The organism is Okeania sp. SIO2B9, assembly GCF_010672505.1.
Lineage (GTDB): Bacteria > Cyanobacteriota > Cyanobacteriia > Cyanobacteriales > Microcoleaceae > Okeania > Okeania hirsuta.
The window spans coordinates 1-1607 of sequence record NZ_JAAHGK010001524.1 but is presented as its reverse complement, the minus strand read 5'-3'; the positions used below and the strand labels follow the sequence as shown (position 1 = coordinate 1607).

The following is a 1607-nucleotide window of genomic DNA, read 5'->3' as shown; positions in this document are numbered from 1 at the left end:
TAATTGGTCCCATACCACTAAGAATCATCGAAGCTTCTACTAGAGAATCTATCCAACTCAAACCCGCTACCCAATGATAGCCAATAATGCCCATCATAAGTCCTAGAGAGATAAAAAGTGCAGACATACCCAGATAGCTGAGAAACTTCCATAGAAAGAGGAAAATTGACCTTGTTCGCTCTGATGAAGTCCAAGTTTTCGGTTCTTGAATCACATTTAAACTAGAGGAACGGATGAGAAATATTATAATTACTAAAATTAATAGTCCATATATGAGCATATTTCTAAAATCCACTTCACGATTATCTTAATATATAGGGCTAAAACTAGAGAAACTGCTGTAAGCGTTCCCACCAATTTTGTAATCTTTTTATGGTAAGCTTTTTAAGCTCTTGGTTTCGAGCGTGGCATAGTCCAAAGCCTTGAGTAGCGTGAGGCTGACTACAACTAATATGCAGCGTGAGTTGTTAGAAAACCATTATAAGTAGGATAGATTTGTAGATTTGTTAATACGACAGCGCTTTCAATAATGGATAATTGATAATTGATAATTGATAATTGATGATTACCTCTCCCTAAAAGGAAGAGGATTGAATAAAAGCAAAATTAATTCATTGTTTCTCCTTTAAAGGAGAGGATTTTTACCTTAATTATTCGGTAATTGTTAATTATTAGACTTGTCGCTTTATAAGGTAAAGTATAGAGTTAGTAGGGTGTTTGAAATGGGACAATGTTAGATATCAATCGGGTGCTAAAAGAAGACCGCCTCAGTGCGGGCATTGACTGGACTAAACCGTAAGGCATTGGATGAATTATTACAAGCTTTTTGTGTCCAACTTGACTCGGAAGCGATACGGCGCTCCGCCACGCTCCGCGAACGCTCTTTTGCCAAAAATCAAGACTCCGACCTCTGGGAGGAGGAAGAAAAGCGCCATTGCTACAAGCTTCATACAAGTTATTTTTGATCTGGTTCTACTTTAAGTGCTACCCTACCTTTGATGTGCCAGGAGTGTTGTTTGACTTGCACCGCAGCAGAGCACACCGGATGGATGTTAAGACTACAGCCATTGCGCTTAGAGTGCTTTAGGGCAGAAAATGGCCTTGCCAAAACGTAAGTTACAGAGCATTGAAGAATTGATTACCAGGTTTCCATCTGCCACAGAGGTGATGATCGATGGTACAGAACGGCCAATCCAGGGTCTAAAAGACCACCAAAAGCAGAAAAATCATTACTCAGGTAAAAAAAAGTGCCATAGGAGTCAACATCTGGTCATGACTGACCTTGATCAAAGAGTCCTCGTCCGCTCGAAAGCAAGAGAGGGAAAAGTTGATGGGCATTCGGCAGTTAGATGAAGAAAAATTGGTAGATTTTGTACCTGATGAAGTGAAAATTCATGTAGATTTGGGTTTCCAGGGATGACAGAAGGAATTTGTCAACATCAAGCCGACCCACCAAAAAACCTCGATCTCAGGAATTATATCAAATCCGGTAGCATCGGAGTAATTAAACCTGAATTTTCGGCCACCAATGGTACTGGGTTATAGCCTTGATTGCAAATTGCTGTGTTAAAAGAACTTGACAACGCTCAAACAGAATTTCTTCTAAC

The 1607-nt window shown here is 39.8% G+C and carries 3 protein-coding genes and 1 pseudogene; 3 read left to right on the top strand and 1 reads right to left on the bottom strand.

Annotated features, from left to right (window positions below; genetic code table 11):
• Positions 1-295: hypothetical protein (locus F6K13_RS32270; protein ID WP_287289769.1), on the bottom strand; the 295-nt coding region annotated here is incomplete at its 3' end.
• A 484-nt stretch (positions 296-779) separates the two neighbouring features.
• Between F6K13_RS32270 and F6K13_RS32265 the strand changes: the two genes are divergently transcribed.
• From F6K13_RS32265 to F6K13_RS32260, 3 genes and pseudogenes are all read left to right on the top strand, one after another.
• Entirely contained in the window at positions 780-965 is a 186-nt protein-coding gene (locus tag F6K13_RS32265) for a hypothetical protein (RefSeq protein ID WP_124154374.1), read from the top strand.
• 130 nt (positions 966-1095) lie between these two features.
• A pseudogene (locus F6K13_RS35640) lies at positions 1096-1278 on the top strand (IS5/IS1182 family transposase); the annotation flags it as partial.
• A gap of 4 nt (positions 1279-1282) precedes the next feature.
• Positions 1283-1420 carry a hypothetical protein gene (locus F6K13_RS32260; protein WP_287289767.1) on the top strand — a complete coding sequence of 46 codons (138 nt, stop codon included), beginning with the start codon at positions 1283-1285 and terminating at the stop codon, positions 1418-1420.
• Positions 1421-1607: the final 187 nt, after the last annotated feature.